The sequence below is a fragment of the Nocardioides sp. URHA0020 genome (assembly GCF_000620705.1).
Lineage (GTDB): Bacteria > Actinomycetota > Actinomycetes > Propionibacteriales > Nocardioidaceae > Nocardioides.
Genome location: NZ_KK211167.1, coordinates 549,299 through 567,583, shown reverse-complemented (window position 1 = coordinate 567,583; position 18,285 = coordinate 549,299). Strand labels below are relative to the sequence as shown.

Genomic DNA, 18,285 nt, shown 5'->3' with positions numbered 1-18,285 from the left:
CTGGCGCCTGAGCGTCGTCGAGACCCCCGCAACCCGCCCGCGGCGGCGACCCACGCGAACGACGCCCTGCGCACGCTGCGGGGGTTTCGAGGCTCAGGCCTGGCGGCCTTGCACCTCAACCAGCGGGGGTCAGCGGACGAGGGTGACCAGGTCGTGGGCGCCGTCGGGGCGGGCGGCCTCGACGTAGAAGCGGGTGGTGCCGTCCGGGAGCGGGACCGCGGAGGCGTAGCGCCAGGCACCGTCGGAGTGCGGTGACGCGATCGGACCCTGGCCGTCGTCGGGCACGAGCCGCTCACCGTCCCAGCGCGCGACCCCGGTCGTCTCGTACCAGTTGGAGGCCGCGTCGGCCCGGCCGTCGTAGAGGACCGTGAGCGGGTCGGCGCCGATCACCGCGGTCACCCGGGCGCCGCGGGCGTCCCAGTGACCCGGGCGGCCGGCGAGCACCTCACCTCGGTCGGCCCACTCGAGGCCGTCGGGGCTGGTGAGCAGCCGCGTGGTCATCCGGTCCTCGTGGCCGGGCTCGGTCAGCGGGTGGCAGCAGAGCCACATCCGCCAGCCGTCGGGGGTGTGCTCGACGACCGGGTCCTTGACCGCGACGCGGTCGTCGCCGGGCAGCACCACCCGCCGCTCGCCGGCCGGCAGCTCCGCCGGCGTCGCGGCGGTGAGGCTGTCGACCCACCAGTGCTTGGAGTCCGGGGTCGCGCACGACAGGTAGAGCCGCCAGCCCAGCCCGGGCACCGGCACCAGCACCGGGCGCTCGAAGGACTCGCAGCCGAACGCCTCACGTCGGACGACCGCGACCTCCTCGAAGGAGACGCCGTCCTCCGACCTCGACACGACGACCGAGACGCCGCGACCCTCGGAGAGCGGGCGGCGGACGCGGTAGGTGAGCCAGAAGGTGCCGTCGACCAGCACCACGCTCGCCGCGCCGGCCCAGTTGCCCGGGCCCTCGCCGGGCGCGGGGACGACGATCTCGACGGTGTCGTCGGGCGTCGGGAGCGGCAGCACGTCGACGGTCATGCCCCCAGCGTAGTCGACCGAACGAGTCGACTATCGAGGATCGTCGGCGGCGCTACCGCCGCAGCCACCACTCCATCCGCTTGGTCACCCACGGCAGCGCGAGGTACGTCATCACCGGCGTCATCACGAGCACGACCGCGAGCACCCGCAGCGGCAGCGCCCAATCCGCGATGAGGTGGCCGGCGATCCAGTTGGCCAGCACGCTGAGGGGGTAGAAGACCAGGAAGATCACCGTCGCCTGCTTCCACCGCGGCGGCGCCGGCGCCGGCGGGCGGAGGTCCTCGACGTCGTACGTCGCCGGCGGGTCGAACCAGCCCTCGATGCCGGTGCGCCGCTCGATGCTGGACTCACCGACCAGACCCTGCGCGGCGCCGAGCCACCACTCCCGCTGCGGGCTCGCCTCCCACGTGGCCAGCGACGTGTCGTCGGCGAAGCGGTAGAGCATGTGCCACTCCTCCGAGTCCGTCGCCGGGCGGACCCAACCCGAGCCGAGGAACCCCTCGAACCGAGCAGCCAGGGCCGACCCGGCCCGGATCCACGCCACCATCTCGTCGTGGTGGCCGGGGCTGACGGTCCGGGTGATCGAGACGGTGACGGGGCTGGTCATGGTGCGATCGTCCGGGGGTGCCCGCAGGCAGCGCAAGTCGGGCTGGCAGCATGAGGCCATGCCGGAGCCTGCAGCCGAGATCCACGCCCGCGCCGTCGCCGCTGCCATCGACGGACACCTCTCAGCCCCCGCGATGACCGAGTGGGAGATCTTCCCCTGGGAGGTCGTCGGCGGGGCGATCGCGCCGAAGGCGCTGGCCGCACCCGGCGTCGAGGCCCCCCGTGCCGGGGAGCAGGGCGGCGAGCCGTGCTCCTCCTGCGCCGGGTTCGACCCCGACACCATCGTCTGGGAGGACGAGCACTGGGTGCTCACCGCCGCGCTCGAGCCCAGCGGCCTGCCCTTGGTCCTGGTGCTGCACACCCGCGAGCACGAGGACGCCGGCGAGATCGACGACGACCTGGCCTCCGAGTTCGGCCGGATCTCCAACCGGCTGGTCCGGATCATCCAGGGCCTGCCCGGGATCGGCCGACTGCACGTCAACCGGTGGGGCGACGGTGCCGAGCACTTCCACGTCTGGTTCTTCGCGCGCCCCGCGGGCTTCGCCCAGATCAAGGGCTCGTACGCCGTGGAGTGGGACGACATCCTGCCGCCGGTGGACGACGCCGTACGCCGGGCCGACCTGCACACCGTCGCCACCAAGCTGGCCAACTGGGGCGGCCACGCCCGCGCCTGACGATTGCATCCAGGCCTCGTCGGGAACGGTGGGCAGGTGAGCGAACACGTCGTCGACACCCCGTGCGTCGACGAGCCCGAGTACGCGCCCGATCCGCGCCGCTGGCGGATCCTCGGCGTCTCGCTGGTCATCGGCTTCATGGCGCTGCTCGACGTCTCGATCGTCAACGTCGCGATCCCGTCGATGCGCGAGGGCCTGCACACCTCCGCCGGCACCATCCAGTGGGTCGTCTCGGGCTACGCGCTGGCCTTCGGACTGACGCTGGTCGCGGGCGGTCGACTCGGCGACGCCTACGGCCGACGCCGGCTGATGCTGATCGGGCTGGCGCTCTTCATCCTCTCGAGCGCGGCCGTCGGGTTGGCGCCGAACGCCGCGCTCGTCGTCCTGGCCCGGCTCGCCCAGGGCGCCAGCGCCGGCCTGCTCACGCCGCAGAACTCCGGACTGATCCAGCAGCTCTTCCGCGGTCCCGAGCGCGGTCGCGCCTTCGGCATCTTCGGGCTCACGGTCTCGGTCTCGTCGGCGATCGGTCCGGTCCTGGGCGGGCTGATCATCGCCGCCGCCGGTGAGGACGAGGGCTGGCGGTGGCTCTTCCTCGTCAACGTGCCGATCGGGCTCGCCGCGATGGTCGCCGTGATGGTCATGGTCCCGCGGCGCCGACCGAGCACCGGGCCGAGCGACAACCGGATCGACGTCCCCGGCGCCCTGCTCCTCGGCGCCACCGTGCTGTGCCTGCTCTACCCGGTCGTGCGGGTCGAGGGCGGGGACCGGCTGCCGCTGGTGCTGCTCGTCGGGGTCCCGCTCTTCGGCTGGGGCTTCGTGGCGTGGGAGCGCCGTACGGCCGCCCACGGGCACCCGCCGCTGCTCGACCTCGCCCTGCTGCGCGCACTGCCGGGCTACATCAACGGGCTGGCCGTCGGGGCGCTCTACTTCACGGGCTTCACCGGGGTGCTGCTGGTGACCTCGCTCTACCTGCAGGAGGGCCTCGGGATGTCGCCGCTGCAGGCGGGTCTGCTGATGGTGCCGTTCGCGGCCGGCTCGTCGGTCAGTGCCCCACTGGCCGGACGGGTGGTCACGGAGCTCGGTCGGAAGCTGACGGTCGCCGCGCTGGCGACGATGATCGCCGGCGTCATCCTGGTCGCGCTGCTCGTGCCCGGCCAGGACCCGGTGTGGCCCTGGCTGGTGCCGACGCTCCTGGTGGCGGGCCTCGGTGCCGGCGCGGTCGTCTCCCCCAACATGACGCTCACCCTCGCGGAGGTCCCGCCGCGGATGGGCGGAGCGGCCGGCGGCGCGCTGCAGACGGGCCAGCGGATCGGCGCCTCGATCGGCGCCGCCGTGCTGGTCACCGTCTACCAGCTCGCCGCCGACGGCTCAGCGGACGCCGGGCTGCGGGCCGCCCTGCTCACCGGCGCCGCGCTGGTCGGGCTCGCGCTGCTGATGGCGATCCGCTCGCTGCGCCAGGCCCGGTCCCTAGAGGATGCCGCCGGGTGAGTACGCCGCGGCCTCGGGGTGGCGCGCCGTCACCTCGGCGACCCGGCGCACGACGAGCTGGACCTGGTCGACGGCCGCGCCGGTGAAGGTGATCGGCTCGGCGACGAGCGACGCGAGCTGGGCCTCGGTGAGGCCGAGGCGCGCGTCGGCGGCGAGCCGGGCGAAGACGTCGTTGTCCGCCTGACCCTGGCGCATGTCGAGGGCGGTGCCGACCGCCGCCTCCTTGATCGCCTCGTGCGCGGCCTCGCGGCCGACGCCGTTGCGCACGGCCGCCATCAGGACCTTGGTGGTGGACAGGAACGGCAGGTAGCGGTCGAGCTCGCGCTGGATCACCGCGGGGAACGCCCCGAACTCGTCGAGCACCGTCAGGAAGGTCTCGAACAGGCCGTCGGCGGCGAAGAACGCGTCGGGCAGCGCGACCCGTCGTACGACGGAGTCGGAGACGTCGCCCTCGTTCCACTGGTCGCCCGCGAGCTCGCCGATCATCGACAGGTGGCCGCGGAGCACGACCGAGAGGCCGTTGACCCGCTCGGCGGACCGGCTGTTCATCTTGTGCGGCATCGCCGACGAGCCGACCTGGCCCTCCTTGAAGCCCTCGGTGACCAGCTCGTTGCCGGCCATCAGCCGGATGGTGGTCGCGAGGTTGGACGGGCCGGCGACCAGCTGCACGAGCGACGACACGACGTCGAAGTCGAGCGAGCGCGGGTAGACCTGGCCGACGCTGGTCAGGACGCGGTCGAAGCCCAGGTGGACCGCGACCCGCTCCTCCAGCTGCTGCAGCCTGGTGGCGTCGCCGTCGAGCAGGTCGAGCATGTCCTGGGCGGTGCCCATCGGGCCCTTGATGCCGCGCAGCGGGTAGCGGGCCAGCAGGCTCTCGACCCGGTCGAGGCCGATCAGCATCTCGTCGGCGATCGTGGCGAACCGCTTGCCGAGGGTGGTCGCCTGCGCGGCGACGTTGTGGGAGCGCCCGGCCATCACGGTGGCCTCGTGCTCGGCGGCGAGACGACCGAGCCGGGCCAGGGCGGCGACGGCCCGGTCCCGCACCAGCGCGAGCGACTGCTTGACCTGCAGCTGCTCGACGTTCTCGGTGAGGTCACGCGACGTCATGCCCTTGTGGATGTGCTCGTGACCGGCGAGCGCCGAGAACTCCTCGATCCGTGCCTTCACGTCGTGACGGGTGACCCGCTCGCGCGCGGCGATCGACTCGAGGTCCACCGTGTCCACGACGTCGCGATAGGCCTCGATCACGCCGTCCGGCACGTCGATGCCCAGGTCGCGCTGCGCCTCGAGCACCGCGATCCACAGCTGCCGCTCGAGCACGATCTTGTGCTCCGGGGACCAGATCAGGGCCAGCTCGGCGGAGGCGTAGCGGGTCGCGAGGATGTTCGGCACGGTCACGTGCCCGATCCTCCCACGGCGACGCCGACCACCCCGGGGCACCCGAGCACACGCTGGGTCGCCACTGTCAGCGGAGGGAGGCACCCTCGACCACGCCGAGCGGCTCGGACGCGATGTCCTCCCGCCGCTGCAGGCCCGGGAAGCTGACCAGGTCGGCGGCGGCGTACGCCGTGGCGCGGGCATCGGCGACGTCGGTGCCGAGCGCCCGGACGGCGAGCACGCGCCCGCCGGCCGTGACGAGGTCGCCGTCGGCGAGGGCCGTGCCGGCGTGGATGACGTCGACGCCCTCACGAGCGCCGGCGAGGTCGGCCCCGGTGATGACGTCGCCCTTCGACGACGACTCGGGGTAGCCGGCCGAGGCGAGGACGACCGTGACCGCGGCCGCGTCGCGGAAGACCGGCGCCGGCACCTCGGCGAGCCGACCCTGCGCCGCCGCGAGCAGCAGCTCGCCCAGCGGGGAGTCGAGCACGGCCAGGACCGGCTGGATGTCGGGGTCGCCGAAGCGGACGTTGAACTCGATGACGCGAGGCCCGGACGCGGTCAGCGCGAGGCCGACGTACAGGCACCCGACGAAGGGGATGCCGCGCGCGGACATCTCCGCCAGCGTCGGTCGCACGACGCGCTCGAGCACGACCTCGGACAGGTCGGGCTGCGCCCAGGTCAACGGCGTGTAGGAGCCCATCCCGCCGGTGTTCGGGCCGCGGCCGCCGTCGAAGATCCGCTTGAAGTCCTGGGCGGGCTGCAGGGCGTACGCCGTGGCTCCGTCGCAGATCGCGAAGACCGAGACCTCCGGCCCGTCGAGGAACTCCTCGATCACGACCCGGTCGCAGGCCGCCGCGTGCGCGACCGCCTCGGCGCGGTCCCGGGTGACCACGACACCCTTGCCGGCCGCCAGCGCGTCGTCCTTGACGACGTACGGCGCCCCGAAGTCGTCGAGCGCGGCCGCCACCTCGGCCGCGGTGGTGCAGGTGTGCGAGCCGGCGGTGGGGACGCCCGCCACCTCCATCACGCCGTTGGCGAACGCCTTGGAGCCCTCCAGCCGCGCGGCCGCCCGGGAGGGGCCGAAGACGGCGATCCCGCGCTCGCGCACCGCGTCCGCCACGCCCGCCACCAGCGGCGCCTCGGGGCCCACCACGACCAGGTCGACGCCGAGCGACACCGCCAGGTCGGCGACGGACGGACCCGACATCGGGTCGACGTCGTGCAGGGTGGCGACGGCCGCGATGCCCGGGTTGCCCGGGGCCGCGTGGACCTCGGTCACCGCGGGGTCCAGCGAGAGCGCACGGGCCAGCGCGTGCTCGCGGCCGCCGGTGCCGATCACGAGAGTCCTCACGGGACGCAACCCTAAGGGCCCTCAGACCCGCCGGCTGATCGAGTCAGAGTAGGCGGACGGGCGGAAGCGCAGGATCGGGTCGTCCGACAGCTCGATGCCGCCGGCCTCCGGGTCGGGCAGCTCCTCGGTCCCTAGAAGCGACCCTCGGCGTGGAGCACACGGTGCTGCGCGGGCCCGCGGAAGGCGGCCCGCAGCCGGTCGATCGCGACGACGGGGTCGATCACGTCAGATCAGGTCGTGGATGACGACGGTCGCCGCTCGCGACGGACCGACGCCGACGGCCGAGATCCGGGCTCCCGACATCGCCTCGACGGTCGTCACGTAGGTCTGGGCGGCGGCCGGCAGGTCCTCGAAGGTGCGGGCGCCGGAGATGTCCTCCGACCAGCCGTCGAGGTACTCGTAGATCGGCTTGGCGTGGTGGAAGTCCGACTGGTTGACCGGCATCTCGTCGTGGCGGACGCCGTCGACGTCGTACGCCACGCAGACCGGGACCTTCTCGAGGCCGGTGAGGACGTCGAGCTTGGTGAGCACGAAGTCGGTGACGCCGTTGACGCGCGCGGCGTAGCGGGCGATGACGGCGTCGTACCAGCCGCAGCGCCGCGGACGGCCGGTGGTGGTGCCGAACTCGGCGCCCACGGAGCGCAGGTGCTCGCCGAACTCGTCCTCGAGCTCGGTCGGGAACGGGCCCTCGCCGACGCGCGTCGTGTAGGCCTTGACGATCCCGATCACCTGGTTGAGCCGCATCGGCGGGATGCCGGAGCCGGTGCAGGCGCCACCGGCGGTCGCGGAGGACGAGGTGACGAAGGGGTACGTGCCGTGGTCGACGTCGAGCAGCGTGGCCTGGCCGGCCTCGAGCAGCACGGTCTCGCCGCGGTCGAGGGCCTGGTTGAGCAGCAGCCCGGTGTCGCAGACCATCGGGCGCAGCCGCTCGGCGTACGCGAGCAGCTCCTCGACGGTCTGCTCGACGGTGGCCGCGCGGCGGTTGTAGATCTTGGTGAGGATCTGGTTCTTGAGGTCGAGGACGCCCTCGACCTTCTGGGTCAGGATCTTCTCGTCGAAGATGTCCTGGACCCGGATGCCGATCCGGTTCATCTTGTCGGCGTACGTCGGGCCGATGCCGCGCCCGGTGGTGCCGATCCGGCGGCTGCCAAGGAAGCGCTCGGTGATCTTGTCGATGGTGCGGTTGTAGTCCGCGATCACGTGGGCGTTGGCGCTCACCTTGAGCAGGCTGACGTCGACGCCGCGGGCGATCAGCGCGTCGAGCTCCTCGAAGAGGACGGCCAGGTCGATGACCACGCCGTTGCCGATCACGGGGGTCACGCCGGCGCTGAGGATGCCGCTGGGCAGCAGGTGCAGGGCGTACTTCTCGCTGGTGCCGTCCGGCTGGCCGATGACGACCGTGTGGCCGGCGTTGTTGCCGCCGTTGAACTTGACGACGTAGTCGACCCGACTGCCCAGGAGGTCGGTCGCTTTGCCCTTACCCTCATCGCCCCACTGGGCTCCGATGATGGCGATCGCCGGCATGGTTCTCCTCTGGAAAAGAAACAGCTCCGGCACAAGTGCACCGGAGCTCTTGCGGCCTCACGCTACCAAAGGATGGAGTGACCTCCCAGGTCGTCGGTTAGTGTCCGCGACGTGGATCCACTCCTCGTCATCGCCAACTCGGGTGCCGGCACCTCGGACGAGGAGCGACTCGCAGCAGCGCTCTCCGTGCTCCGTGAGCACACGTCGGTCGAGGTGGCCGCCACCGCCAATCCGGGTGAGCTCGACGGTGTCCTGCACCGGGCCGGCTCCCGTCGCATCGTGGTCGCGGGCGGTGACGGCAGCCTGCACGCGGTGATCGCCGCCCTGCACCGGCGCATGGAGCTCAAGGACGCCGTCGTCGGGCTGATCCCGCTCGGCACCGGCAACGACTTCGCCCGCGGCACCGAGGTCCCGCTGGACCCGGCCGAGGCGGCCCACGTGATCCTCGACGGGACGCCCCGGCCGATGGACCTGATCATCGACGAGGTCGGCGAGATCGTCGTCAACAGCGTCCACGTCGGCGCCGGCGCCAACGCCAGCCGCCGCGGGCACCGCTGGAAGGAGCGCCTCGGCTCGATCGGCGTGGGCAAGGTCAACCTCGGCAAGCTCGGCTACCCCATCGGAGCGGCGCTCACGGCGTGGAACCCGCCGATCATCCGGGTCCGGGTGGAGGTCGACGGCGAGGTCGTGGTCGACCTCGACGAGCCGATTCTGATGGCGGCCGTCGGCAACGGCACGTCCGTCGGCGGCGGCGCGGAGCTGACGCCCGAGGCCGACCCGGGCGACGGCCGCTTCGACGTGATGGTGTCGCGCTCGACCGGTCCGGTCGCGCGGGTGATGTACGCCGCCCGCATCGGCACCGCCAGCCACCACCGGCGCGACGACGTCACCTACCTGCGCGGCACGACGGTGTCGGTGTCGGGCGGGCCCTTCTGGTGCAGCGCGGACGGCGAGATCTACGGCCCCGAGCGGCAGCGCACCTGGCGGCTCGAGCCCGCGGCGTACCACCTGCTCCTGCCCTGACCGCCTCGCTGCCCGGCTTCCCCGGGCGGGCGGCTCACAGCCAGCCGCGTCGGGCCGCCTCGACCCCCGCCTGGAAGCGCGAGTCGGCGCCCAGCTCGGTCATCAGCGCGGACACCCGCCGCCGTACGGTCCGCAGGCTGATGCCCAGCTGGCGGGCGATCTGCTCGTCGTGCGCCCCGGCCGCGAGCTGCTGGAGCAGGAACCGACGCAGGTCGAGCGTGGGCTCGGCCTCGGCGAGCGCCGGGACCGCGGCCCGGCCCCACAGCTCCTCGAACCACAGCGTCATCGCCGCCACGACGCCGTGCTGGCGCACGACCGAGAGCGGCAGGTCGGCGAGCCCGAGCGGCTCGGGCACCACCGCGTGCGAGTCCCCCACCACCAGCAGCCGGGTCGGCAGGTCGGGCAGCACCCGGATCTCCTCGCCCGCCGCGAGCCTGGCCAGCATCACGTCCGGGGCGTCGTGCAGCGCCCGGACCGGATAGATCGCCCGGGACCGGCGGCCCCGCGCGACGATCTCGGCGACGAGCTCGACCATCCGGTCCTCGCGCGGCCCCCGCCACTGGTCCGGCCGGAGCCACATCAGGTCTCCGCTGCTCTCGAGCAGCATCGACCGGACCATCCCGAAGACGTCGCCGCCGACCCACAGCTCGCCCTGGACCGACTCCCTCTCACCGGGCTGACCGGTGGCCGACAGCCGCTGCTCGGTGGCGAGGACCTCGATCGCCCGGCCGACGCCGTCGAGCAGGTCCCGCGCGCGCCCGGCGTACGCCGCCTGCGCCTCGACCACCCCGCGGAGCACGTCCACCGGGCTGGCGACCTCGAGCACGGCGTGCGCGACGTCGGTGCCCACGACGCGCACCGCGCCCACGGCCACGAGCGGGGCCAGGTCGTCGAGGAGCTCCTCCGGCGTCCGCAGCATCGCGGCGGCCACCCGGGCGAGCTGCCGCCCGGACTGGGGCCGCAGCCGCTGGTAGGCCAGCTCGAGCTCCGGTGGGTGTCCGAGCTCGGTCAGCACGCCGCCTCGCATGGTGGCACCTTAGTGCCAGCGTCCACTTCGACCCCACTGGCAGGGACCGGTCAGTGCTTGACTGCGATGACGTGCGCGGGGGCCGCGAGTCTCTCGGGGCGTGACCAGGCCGCGAACGACCCACATCGGGGGATGAGGTCGTCTCGGGACGCGCGTCAGAGTGCCGGGGCCGCCACTGGGCGGCGGCCCCGGCCCTGTCGCGTGCCGGTAGCGTTGGCGACCGAGTCCCCGACCGCACCAGCACGCAGGAGCAGCACTGATGGCACGAGGCCAGTCCGCCGGCGAGGCCCACGACTGGGTCACCCGCGCCGCCGACGACGCGATCCGGCACGCGCAGCAGCGGTACGGCGATGACCTCGGCGACCACGTGATCACCTGCGCCTCCGGCGCCAGCCCGTCCGGCCCGGTGCACCTGGGCAACCTGCGGGAGTTCCTGACGGTGCACTTCGTGGCCGAGGAGATCAAGCGCCGCGGGATCCCGGCCCGCCACCTGCACAGCTGGGACGACTACGACCGGTTCCGCAAGGTGCCCGCCGGCGTCGACCCCTCCTGGTCCGAGCACATCGGGCGACCGCTGTCCGGCGTGCCCGATCCGTGGGGCTGCCACGAGTCGTGGGCCGAGCACTACAAGGAGCCGCTGGTCGCGTCGCTGCGCGAGCTGGGCGTCGAGATGGTCGAGGTCTCCCAGACCGAGCTCTACCGCGCCGGCACCTACCGCGAGCAGATCCTCACCGCCGTGCGCCGGCGCGACGAGATCGAGCAGGTGATGGCGCGCTACCGCACCAAGCACCTCGAGGGGGCCGCCGCCGCGGCGCCGGAGAGCGAGGAGGAGGCGGCCGCGCTGGCCGACTCCGTCGCCAACGACGACGAGTCCGGGCTGACCGGGCTCGGCGCGACCGACGACCTCGCCCGCTTCCCCTTCAAGCCCTACTGCCGCGACTGCGGCCGCGACACGACGATCATCACGGCGTACGACGAGACCACGACCGACCTCTCGTACACCTGCACGGCGTGCTCCTACGACGGCGTCACCAACCTGACGACCGACAACGAGGGCAAGCTGGTCTGGAAGGTCGACTGGCCGATGCGCTGGGAGTTCGAGGGCGTCGACTTCGAGCCCGGCGGCGTCGACCACGCCAGCCCCGGCTCGTCGTACACCGTCGGCAAGGAGCTGGTGAAGCTGTACGGCGGCCGGGCGCCGTCCTTCGTCGGCTACTCGTTCGTCGGTGCCGGCGGCCAGGTCAAGATGTCGTCCTCGCGCGGCGGCGTGCCGACCGCGGCCGACGCGCTGCAGATCCTCGAGGCCCCGGTCCTGCGCTGGCTCTACGTCCGGCGGGCACCGAAGCAGGCGTTCAACGTCGACTTCGGCGCCGAGGTCGTCCGGCTGTACGACGAGTGGGACGCGCTCGGCAAGAAGGCCGGCAACCCGCAGAAGCGCGACGCGCAGGTGCTCGCCTTCGAGCGGGCCTCTTCGACGACCTCCGCCGGCGTGCTGCCGACCCCGGCGGTCGTGGTCCCCTTCAAGCTGCTCTCCTCGGTCGCCGACGTGACCGCCGGCAGCGCCGAGCTGATCAGCCGCATCGTCGGCGACGTCGGCCACGTGCACGCCTCGGTCGACGAGCTGGAGCCGCGGCTGGGCAAGGCGATGACGTGGATGTCGGACTTCGTGCCGGTCGAGGACCGGACGACGGTCCGCGAGACGCCGGACGCCGCCCGGCTCGCCGCGCTGTCCGAGGACGAGGAGCTCTGGCTGCGCCAGCTGCTCGACCGGCTCCCCGACCAGCTGGAGCTGGAGTCGACGACGTCGCTGATCTACGGCGTGCCCAAGCTCGCTCGCGGGCTCGGTCTCGACGACGCACCCACGGACGAGGTCAAGCAGGACCAGAAGGCCTTCTTCCGGCTGCTCTACCACCTGCTCGTGGACGCCGAGCGCGGTCCGCGGCTGCCGACGCTCTTCCTCGCGCTGGGCGCCGACCGGGTCCGCCTGCTGCTGACGCCGCCCGCCTGAGCCCGCCGGGCTGACTACTCGTCGTCGTCGCCGAGGAGCTCGGCGTACGCACTCGCGCTCGAGTCACGCAGGAACTCCGAGCACCGCTCCCACTCCGCGTCCTCGCCGATGGCGCGGGCCGCCAGGGCCAGCAGCGCCAGGCAGGTCAGGAAGCCACGGTTGGGCTCGTGCTCCCACGGCACCGGGCCGTGGCCCTTCCAGCCGTTGCGGCGCAGCATGTCGAGGCTGCGGTGGTAGCCGACCCGCGCGTAGGCGTAGATCGTGACGGCGTCGTCCTCGGCCTCGGCGGAGAGCGTCGCGAGGGTGGCCCAGGCGACCGGCGACTCCGGGTGCCGGCGTACGACGTCCATCGCGTCCGCGCCCGGCACCAGCTCGGCCGACGCCGGGTCCTCGGGCAGCAGGGTGGGGGGCGGGCCGGCCATCAGGTCGTTGCCTGTGAAGGAGCTCATGGGACGATTGTCCATGGTCGGGTGTTGAGTGGTGCCTGTGAGTCAGCCAGCGACCCCCACCACGACCGACCCGACCGGCGGCAAGGAGCCCTGGCCCGCGCTGTTCGCGCTGTGCATCGGCTTCTTCATGATCCTCGTCGACACGACCATCGTGTCCGTCGCGACGCCGGCGATCATCAACGACCTCGACGCCGACGTCAACAACGTCGTCTGGGTCACCAGCGCCTACCTGCTCGCGTACGCCGTGCCGGTGCTGATCACCGGACGGCTCGGCGACCGGTTCGGTCCCAAGAACGTCTACCTCGTCGGGCTGACGGTCTTCACCCTCGCCTCGCTGTGGTGCGGGCTGACCGGCACCATCGAGATGCTGATCGCGGCCCGGGTGGTCCAGGGTCTCGGCGCCTCGATGATCACCCCGCAGACGATGGCCATCATCACCCGGATCTTCCCGGCCGAGCGCCGCGGCGCCGCGATGTCCCTGTGGGGGGCCACCGCCGGTGTCGCCACCCTGGTCGGCCCGATCCTCGGCGGCGTGCTCGTGGACGGACTGGGCTGGGAGTGGATCTTCTTCATCAACATCCCGGTCGGGATCGTCGGCTTCGTGCTCGCGCTGCGCCTCGTCCCGCGGCTGCCCACCCACTCGCACCGCTTCGACTGGCTCGGCGTGGCGCTCAGCGGCATCGGCATGTTCCTGGTGGTCTTCGGCATCCAGGAGGGTCACCAGTACGACTGGAGCGTCGGGATCTGGGCCACGATCATCGGCGGGCTGGTCGTGCTCGGGCTGTTCGTGCTCTGGCAGGCGCGCAACAAGCAGGAGCCGCTGGTCCCGCTCGGGCTCTTCCGCGACCGCAACTTCTCCCTGGCCAACGTCGCGATCTCGGTGATGGGCTTCTCGGTCACCGCGCTCGCCATCCCGATCATGATCTGGGCCCAGGTGGTCCGCGGGCTGAGCCCCACGCGCGCGGCCCTCCTGCTGGTGCCGATGGCCCTGATGACGATCGTGCTCGCCAAGACGGTCGGCGGGCTCACCGACCGCATCCACCCTCGGGTGCTTACCGCCTTCGGCTTCGCCTGCCTCTTCGTCGGCCTGCTGTGGCTCTCGCTCGTGATGACCCCCGACACCTCGATCTGGTGGACGGTGCCGCCGATGGTCGTGTTCGGCGTCGGCAACGCCTTCGTGTGGGCGCCCAACAGCGCCACGGCCACCCGCAACCTGCCGCTGCAGCTCGCCGGCGCCGGGTCGGGCGTCTACAACGCCACCCGTCAGGTGGGTGCGGTGCTGGGCGCGGCGGCGATCGCGGTGCTGATCGACTCCCGGCTGGCAGCGGAGGGGTTGCCGGCGTTCCAGGGCGAGGGTGCCTCCGGCGGCTCGCTCCCGCCGGACGTGGCCCAGGCGTTCAGCGACGCGATGGCGACCTCGGTGCTGCTGCCGGTGGCGGCGTTCGTGCTCGGCTTCATCGCGGTGCTCTTCTTCGAGAAGCCCCGCCATGCCGGCTACGCCGCGGCCCCGGCGAGTGAGACGGCCGAGGCGGTCGAGCACCCGTAGGGAGCGGTGCTCGACGCGCCGGTCGCCGCGTCCTCAGCCGATCGAGGCGCCCGCGGAGCGCAGGTTCTGGCACGCCTCGACCACCCGGGCGGCCATGCCACCCTCGGCGGCCTTGCCCCACGCCCGCGGGTCGTAGAGCTTCTTGTTGCCGACCTCGCCGTCGACCTTCAGGACGCCGTCGTAGTTCTGGAGCATGTGCGCGACGACCGGGCGGGTGAAGGCGTACTGGGTGTCGGTGTCGACGTTCATCTTCACCACGCCGTAGTCGACGGCGGCGGAGATCTCGTCGGGCGAGGACCCGGACCCACCGTGGAAGACCAGGTGGAAGGGCTTCGCGCCGGGCTCGAGCCCGAACTCGGCGACGACGGCCTCCTGGGCCTCCTTGAGCACCTCCGGCCGAAGCTTGACGCCACCGGGCTTGTAGACGCCGTGCACGTTGCCGAAGGTCAGCGCGGTCATGTAGTAGCCGCGGTCGCCGTAGCCCAGCGCCTTCGCGGTCGCAATGGCGTCGGCGGGGGTGGAGTAGAGCTTGTCGTTGATCTCGGCCTCCACGCCGTCCTCCTCGCCACCGACCACGCCGACCTCGATCTCGAGGATGACCTTGGCCTTGATGCAGTGGTCGAGGAGCTCCTCGGCGATCACCAGGTTCTCGTCCAGCGGCACGGCAGAGCCGTCCCACATGTGCGACTGGAAGAGCGGCGCCTCACCCCGCGACACCCGCTCCTCGGAGATCGCCAGCAGCGGGCGCACGAACCCGTCGAGCTTGTCCTTCGGACAGTGGTCGGTGTGCAGCGCGATGTTGACCGGGTAGTTCTTGGCGACCTCGGCGGCGTACGCCGCGAAGGCGACCGAGCCGGCGACCATGTTCTTGACGCTCGGCCCGGAGAGGTAGTCCGCACCGCCGGTCGAGACCTGGATGATCCCGTCGGAGCCCGCGTCGGCGAAGCCCTTCAGCGCGGCGTTCAGGGTCTGCGAGGAGGACACGTTGATCGCGGGGAACGCGAAGGCGTTCGCCTTGGCGGTGTCCAGCATCTCGGCGTACTTCTCGGGGGTGACGATCGGCATCTGACTGCGCTCCTCGGACTGGCGGCGAAGGTTCCCTTCGACCCTAGTGGCTACCCGCGGGTCGCCGGAGGGTGGCCGGGGCTCGAGGTGACCAGTTCTCGCATTCCGCATGCACGGAGCCCGCCAGCCGAATACCTTGGGCGCCGCCACGCCCCTCACACATCTCGGGAGAGCCATGCGCCTCGCTCCTCGCACCCTCGGCATCACCGCCGTCCTCGCTCTGATCGTCGCTCTGCTGAGCCTCGGCTCCGCAGCGGCCGAGGACACGCCGGCGGACCCGCTCGCCGGGGCCCCCGCGGTGCGCGCCTGCTACGACCTCACCTACAAGCAGGCGTACGCGCACGACACGAACGAGGCCACGGTGCCGTGCGGGCACCGGCACACGATGGTCGTCACCGCCGTCGGCAAGGCTCCGGCCTCCATCGACTGGGCCACGCTCGACTGGGACAAGCAGCTCCCCGCGGCTCTCGTCAACGCCATCAACCGCACCTGCGACCCCGCGACGACCAAGCTCCTCGGCACTCCCCGCAAGCGGGCGCTCACGCTGTACGACCAGTACTGGTTCGCCCCGTCGAAGGAGGACGTCGCCGCCGGCGCCCACTGGTTCAGCTGCCTGGTGGCCCTCACCGAGTCGACCCGCCTGCTGCCGATCCCGTCCGGGCAGCCCAAGAAGATCGGCCGCAAGATCCCCAAGCGCATCGCCCACTGCGCCCGGACGGCGCGGACCAGCTACCCCACCGTCGCGTGCTCCCGGCCGCACCGGTGGCGCGCGGTGTACGCCAAGCCGATCCGCGGCAGGCTGACCGACAAGCGCGCGCTCGCCGCGGCGAAGCGCACCTGCCCGCGCCACGTCTCCTCCGAGGAGTGGCTGTACTTCACCACGTGGGTCTCGACCAAGAAGTTCATCATCGGCTGCTCGACCAAGACCCGGCACTGACCCAGCCGGACGCCTCAGCCCCGCCAGGCGTCGCCGGACAGGTCGGCGTGCTCGCGGACCCACGCGTGCATCGCGATCGCGGCGGCCGCTGAGGCGTTGATGGAGCGGGTCGAGCCGAACTGCGCGATCGAGAAGGTCGCGTCGCACGCCGCACGAGCCGCCTCGGAGAGACCGGGTCCCTCCTGGCCGAAGAGGAAGCAGACGGATCGCGGCAGGCTCGTCGTCTCGAGGTGCAGCGAGCCGGGGAGGTTGTCGACGCCGTACAGCGCGACGCCCTGCTCGTGGAGGTACGCCGCGAGGTCCTCGACGCCGGCGTGGTGCCGGACGTGCTGGTAGCGGTCGGTGACCATCGCCCCGCGCCGGTTCCACCGCCGGTTGCCGACGATGTGGACCTCGGCGGCCAGGAACGCGTTGGCCGAGCGGACGACGGTGCCGATGTTGAAGTCGTGCTGCCAGTTCTCGATGGCGACGTGGAAGTCGTGCCGCCGGGTGTCGAGGTCGGCGACGATCGCCGCCATCGTCCAGTACCGGTAGCGGTCGACGACGTTGCGCCGATCGCCCTCGGCGAGCAGCTGCGCGTCGTACTCCTGACCCTCCGGGAGCGGACCCACCCACGGCCCGACCCCGACCTCGGGGGGCCCGTGGGGCATCGGGTCGTACGGCGCGCGCTCGTCCACCTGGGGAACGTTAGGGGATCGGTCGCGCGGCGTGCGGACACGGCGGGTACCGTGTATACGTGTCCATGATCCCGGCGACCGTGCACATCGAGCCGATGTTGCTGGGCATCAAGTGGCTCGATCCGGAGTACCTCCAGACGCAGTACGGCTCGTCCTTCATCTGGATCGCCCTGCTCATCGTCTTCATCGAGTGCGGGCTCTTCTTCCCCTTCCTGCCGGGCGACACGCTGCTCTTCGCGCTGGGCCTCTTCATCGCGGGCAGCAACTCCACCGGCTACTCCGTCTTCGGGATCCACAACGAGCCCGTCGAGCTGGTGCTGGCCATCGTGCTGCTGACCATCGCGGCGTTCGCGGGCAACGTCGTCGGCTACGAGATAGGCCGCAAGCTGGGGCCACCTCTCTACGAGCGCGACGGGCGGCTGCTCAAGAAGAAGTACTTCGAGAACACGGGGGCCTTCTTCGACCGGCACGGCAGCAAGGCACTGGTGCTGGGTCGGTTCGTGCCGTTCGTCCGGACCTACATCACGGTCGTCGCCGGCGTCACCGTGATGTCGCGACGGGTCTTCTTCATCTGGAGCGCCGTCGGCGCCGCCCTCTGGATCGTGTCGATCACCCTGCTCGGCTACTTCCTGGGCGCCGCGTTCCCCGCCATCGGCGACAACATCGACTACGTCACGCTCGCGATCCTGGCGTTCACCGTGGTGCCGCTCGCCTTCGAGTGGTTCAAGCACCGTCATGACCGGCACGCGGAGCGCGACGCGGCCGACGACGGCGTACCCGTGCCCGACCTCCCGGAGTAGCCGGAGTAGTCAGCCGCGGGCTGAGTCCAGCTGCGCCTTGGTGAGCACCGGGCGCACCTCGAGACCCACGTCCGCGAGCGGGTTCTCCCCGGCCGGGCTCCGGTCGATCGCGCACACCACGACCTCGACGATCGCGCCGCGCTCGCGCAGGGCGTTCGTGGCGTCGCGTACGGCGCCGCCGGTCGTGATGACGTCCTCGACCAGCGTGATGCGACGACCCTCGACCTCGGGGCCCTCGGCCAGCTTGCAGGTGCCGTACTCCTTGGCCTTCTTGCGCACGAAGAGCGCCGGCGTCCCGGTCAGGCTGCTGACCATGGTCGCGATCGGGACCCCTCCGAGCTCGAGACCACCGAGGAGCTCGGTGTCGCTCGGCAGCAGGTCGACCATCTGGGTGGCCACCCGCAACAGCAGCCGCGGGTCGGCCTCGAAGAGGTACTTGTCGAAGTACTCCGACGACACCGTGCCCGACCGGAGCGTGAACTCCCCGCTCAGTCGGCAGATCGCATCGATGTCAGCAGCCAGCGTCTCGTCCACCACGCCAGCCTATCGATCCCCGCTCCGGCACGCCGTCCGACGTACGACGTCGTCGGTGGTCGAGCAGCGAAGACGTCGATCCGGTGGTCGAGCAGCGAAGACGTCGATCCGGTGGTCGAGCAGCGAAGGCGCCCTGGCGCCTGAGCGTCGTCGAGACCCCCGCAGCCCACCCGCGA

Annotated in this window: 17 protein-coding genes; 7 read left to right on the top strand and 10 right to left on the bottom strand. The window is 72.0% G+C overall.

Going from position 1 to position 18,285, the window contains the following annotated elements; translation table 11 throughout:
- Positions 1-129: 129 nt before the first annotated feature.
- Both N542_RS0111415 and N542_RS0111410 read right to left on the bottom strand, forming a co-directional pair.
- Positions 130-1,020, bottom strand: coding sequence for a hypothetical protein (locus N542_RS0111415; RefSeq protein ID WP_028644024.1), 891 nt, complete (start codon positions 1,018-1,020; stop codon positions 130-132).
- A gap of 52 nt (positions 1,021-1,072) precedes the next feature.
- Positions 1,073-1,627, bottom strand: a complete 555-nt coding sequence (locus tag N542_RS0111410) for an antibiotic biosynthesis monooxygenase (RefSeq protein ID WP_028644023.1) — start codon at positions 1,625-1,627, stop codon at positions 1,073-1,075.
- A 58-nt stretch (positions 1,628-1,685) separates the two neighbouring features.
- On the opposite strand from N542_RS0111410, the gene N542_RS24520 reads away from it, so the two are divergent.
- Both N542_RS24520 and N542_RS0111400 read left to right on the top strand, forming a co-directional pair.
- Positions 1,686-2,300 carry a hypothetical protein gene (locus N542_RS24520; protein ID WP_155992990.1) on the top strand — a complete coding sequence of 205 codons (615 nt, stop codon included), beginning with the start codon at positions 1,686-1,688 and terminating at the stop codon, positions 2,298-2,300.
- A gap of 36 nt (positions 2,301-2,336) precedes the next feature.
- Positions 2,337-3,788: an MFS transporter gene (locus N542_RS0111400; RefSeq protein ID WP_028644022.1), complete on the top strand. Its 1,452-nt coding sequence runs from the start codon at positions 2,337-2,339 to the stop codon at positions 3,786-3,788.
- Here the strand turns inward: N542_RS0111400 and purB are convergent.
- From purB to N542_RS0111380, 3 genes are all read right to left on the bottom strand, one after another.
- On the bottom strand, positions 3,768-5,186 hold the full coding sequence (gene purB / locus N542_RS0111395) for an adenylosuccinate lyase (RefSeq protein ID WP_028644021.1): 1,419 nt from the start codon (positions 5,184-5,186) through the stop codon (positions 3,768-3,770). The two genes, N542_RS0111400 and purB, sit on opposite strands and share 21 nt — an antisense overlap.
- Positions 5,187-5,253: 67 nt before the next feature.
- Positions 5,254-6,519, bottom strand: a complete 1,266-nt coding sequence (gene purD / locus N542_RS24515) for a phosphoribosylamine--glycine ligase (protein ID WP_036507353.1) — start codon at positions 6,517-6,519, stop codon at positions 5,254-5,256.
- A gap of 225 nt (positions 6,520-6,744) precedes the next feature.
- Positions 6,745-8,043 carry an adenylosuccinate synthase gene (locus tag N542_RS0111380; protein WP_028644020.1) on the bottom strand — a complete coding sequence of 433 codons (1,299 nt, stop codon included), beginning with the start codon at positions 8,041-8,043 and terminating at the stop codon, positions 6,745-6,747.
- A 111-nt stretch (positions 8,044-8,154) separates the two neighbouring features.
- On the opposite strand from N542_RS0111380, the gene N542_RS0111375 reads away from it, so the two are divergent.
- Positions 8,155-9,066 (top strand): diacylglycerol/lipid kinase family protein, encoded by a 912-nt coding sequence (locus N542_RS0111375; RefSeq protein ID WP_028644019.1) that lies wholly within the window; start codon positions 8,155-8,157, stop codon positions 9,064-9,066.
- A 34-nt stretch (positions 9,067-9,100) separates the two neighbouring features.
- On the opposite strand, the gene N542_RS0111370 is transcribed toward N542_RS0111375, so the two are convergent.
- Entirely contained in the window at positions 9,101-10,093 is a 993-nt protein-coding gene (locus N542_RS0111370; RefSeq protein ID WP_028644018.1) for a helix-turn-helix transcriptional regulator, read from the bottom strand.
- A 259-nt stretch (positions 10,094-10,352) separates the two neighbouring features.
- On the opposite strand from N542_RS0111370, the gene lysS reads away from it, so the two are divergent.
- On the top strand, positions 10,353-12,101 hold the full coding sequence (gene lysS, locus N542_RS0111365; protein WP_028644017.1) for a lysine--tRNA ligase: 1,749 nt from the start codon (positions 10,353-10,355) through the stop codon (positions 12,099-12,101).
- A gap of 14 nt (positions 12,102-12,115) precedes the next feature.
- On the opposite strand, the gene N542_RS0111360 is transcribed toward lysS, so the two are convergent.
- Positions 12,116-12,550 carry a DUF3151 domain-containing protein gene (locus N542_RS0111360; protein WP_028644016.1) on the bottom strand — a complete coding sequence of 145 codons (435 nt, stop codon included), beginning with the start codon at positions 12,548-12,550 and terminating at the stop codon, positions 12,116-12,118.
- A gap of 31 nt (positions 12,551-12,581) precedes the next feature.
- On the opposite strand from N542_RS0111360, the gene N542_RS24510 reads away from it, so the two are divergent.
- Positions 12,582-14,096 carry a DHA2 family efflux MFS transporter permease subunit gene (locus tag N542_RS24510; RefSeq protein ID WP_051551668.1) on the top strand — a complete coding sequence of 505 codons (1,515 nt, stop codon included), beginning with the start codon at positions 12,582-12,584 and terminating at the stop codon, positions 14,094-14,096.
- A gap of 33 nt (positions 14,097-14,129) precedes the next feature.
- On the opposite strand, the gene fbaA is transcribed toward N542_RS24510, so the two are convergent.
- The gene (fbaA, locus tag N542_RS0111350; protein WP_028644015.1) at positions 14,130-15,161 is read right to left on the bottom strand and encodes a class II fructose-bisphosphate aldolase; all 1,032 of its coding nucleotides are present in this window, start codon (positions 15,159-15,161) and stop codon (positions 14,130-14,132) included.
- 175 nt (positions 15,162-15,336) lie between these two features.
- Here fbaA and N542_RS0111345 point away from each other — a divergent pair, with 175 nt between their 5' ends.
- On the top strand, positions 15,337-16,098 hold the full coding sequence (locus tag N542_RS0111345) for a septum formation family protein (RefSeq protein ID WP_028644014.1): 762 nt from the start codon (positions 15,337-15,339) through the stop codon (positions 16,096-16,098).
- 14 nt (positions 16,099-16,112) lie between these two features.
- On the opposite strand, the gene N542_RS0111340 is transcribed toward N542_RS0111345, so the two are convergent.
- Positions 16,113-16,748 carry a TrmH family RNA methyltransferase gene (locus tag N542_RS0111340; RefSeq protein ID WP_028644013.1) on the bottom strand — a complete coding sequence of 212 codons (636 nt, stop codon included), beginning with the start codon at positions 16,746-16,748 and terminating at the stop codon, positions 16,113-16,115.
- 92 nt (positions 16,749-16,840) lie between these two features.
- On the opposite strand from N542_RS0111340, the gene N542_RS0111335 reads away from it, so the two are divergent.
- Entirely contained in the window at positions 16,841-17,575 is a 735-nt protein-coding gene (locus N542_RS0111335; protein WP_036507348.1) for a DedA family protein, read from the top strand.
- Positions 17,576-17,584: 9 nt separating this feature from the next.
- On the opposite strand, the gene pyrE is transcribed toward N542_RS0111335, so the two are convergent.
- The gene (pyrE, locus tag N542_RS0111330) at positions 17,585-18,109 is read right to left on the bottom strand and encodes an orotate phosphoribosyltransferase (RefSeq protein ID WP_231482607.1); all 525 of its coding nucleotides are present in this window, start codon (positions 18,107-18,109) and stop codon (positions 17,585-17,587) included.
- Positions 18,110-18,285 lie beyond the last annotated feature (176 nt).

Excerpts from the sequence above, each read along its gene's own strand:
- N542_RS0111345 (WP_028644014.1), top strand. The coding sequence starts at position 15,337 with ATGCGCCTCGCTCCTCGCACCCTCGGCATCACCGCCGTCCTCGCTCTG.
- lysS (WP_028644017.1), top strand. The coding sequence starts at position 10,353 with ATGGCACGAGGCCAGTCCGCCGGCGAGGCCCACGACTGGGTCACCCGC.
- N542_RS0111335 (WP_036507348.1), top strand. The coding sequence starts at position 16,841 with ATGATCCCGGCGACCGTGCACATCGAGCCGATGTTGCTGGGCATCAAG.
- fbaA (WP_028644015.1), bottom strand. The coding sequence starts at position 15,161 with ATGCCGATCGTCACCCCCGAGAAGTACGCCGAGATGCTGGACACCGCC.
- N542_RS0111410 (WP_028644023.1), bottom strand. The coding sequence starts at position 1,627 with ATGACCAGCCCCGTCACCGTCTCGATCACCCGGACCGTCAGCCCCGGC.
- N542_RS0111340 (WP_028644013.1), bottom strand. The coding sequence starts at position 16,748 with ATGCCCCACGGGCCCCCCGAGGTCGGGGTCGGGCCGTGGGTGGGTCCG.
- N542_RS0111380 (WP_028644020.1), bottom strand. The coding sequence starts at position 8,043 with ATGCCGGCGATCGCCATCATCGGAGCCCAGTGGGGCGATGAGGGTAAG.
- N542_RS0111360 (WP_028644016.1), bottom strand. The coding sequence starts at position 12,550 with ATGAGCTCCTTCACAGGCAACGACCTGATGGCCGGCCCGCCCCCCACC.
- N542_RS0111415 (WP_028644024.1), bottom strand. The coding sequence starts at position 1,020 with ATGACCGTCGACGTGCTGCCGCTCCCGACGCCCGACGACACCGTCGAG.
- N542_RS24520 (WP_155992990.1), top strand. The coding sequence starts at position 1,686 with ATGCCGGAGCCTGCAGCCGAGATCCACGCCCGCGCCGTCGCCGCTGCC.
- N542_RS0111370 (WP_028644018.1), bottom strand. The coding sequence starts at position 10,093 with ATGCGAGGCGGCGTGCTGACCGAGCTCGGACACCCACCGGAGCTCGAG.